Genomic DNA, 582 nt, shown 5'->3' on the forward strand with positions numbered 1-582 from the left:
ATAGCGATTCGGATTCAGACAGCGATTCGGACTCGGATTCAGACTCTGACAGCGATTCGGATTCAGACAGCGATTCAGACTCTGACAGCGACTCGGATTCAGACAGCGATAGCGACTCTGACAGCGATTCGGACTCTGACAGCGACTCGGATTCAGACAGCGATTCAGACTCGGATTCAGACTCTGACTCGGATAGCGACTCGGATTCAGACTCGGATTCAGACTCTGACAGCGATTCGGATTCAGACAGCGATTCAGACTCGGATAGCGACTCTGACAGCGACTCAGATTCAGACAGCGATTCAGACTCGGATTCAGACTCTGACAGCGATTCGGATTCAGACAGCGATTCGGATTCAGACAGCGATTCAGACTCGGATAGCGATTCAGACTCGGATAGCGATTCGGATTCAGACAGCGATTCGGACTCGGATTCAGACAGCGATAGCGACTCAGATTCAGACAGCGACTCGGATAGCGATTCAGACTCGGATAGCGATTCGGACTCTGACAGCGACTCGGATTCAGACAGCGATTCAGACTCGGATTCAGACTCTGACTCGGATAGCGACTCGGATTCAG

1 protein-coding gene is annotated in these 582 nt (G+C 51.9%); it reads left to right on the forward strand.

Annotation, left to right across the window (positions count from 1 at the left end; all coding sequences use genetic code 11):
* On the forward strand, positions 1–582 hold a 582-nt coding region (locus tag NI461_RS14100; protein ID WP_253157890.1), incomplete at both ends, for a hypothetical protein.

Origin of the sequence: Acinetobacter sp. S4400-12 (assembly GCF_024129495.1) — a bacterium.
Taxonomy (GTDB): domain Bacteria; phylum Pseudomonadota; class Gammaproteobacteria; order Pseudomonadales; family Moraxellaceae; genus Acinetobacter; species Acinetobacter lwoffii_C.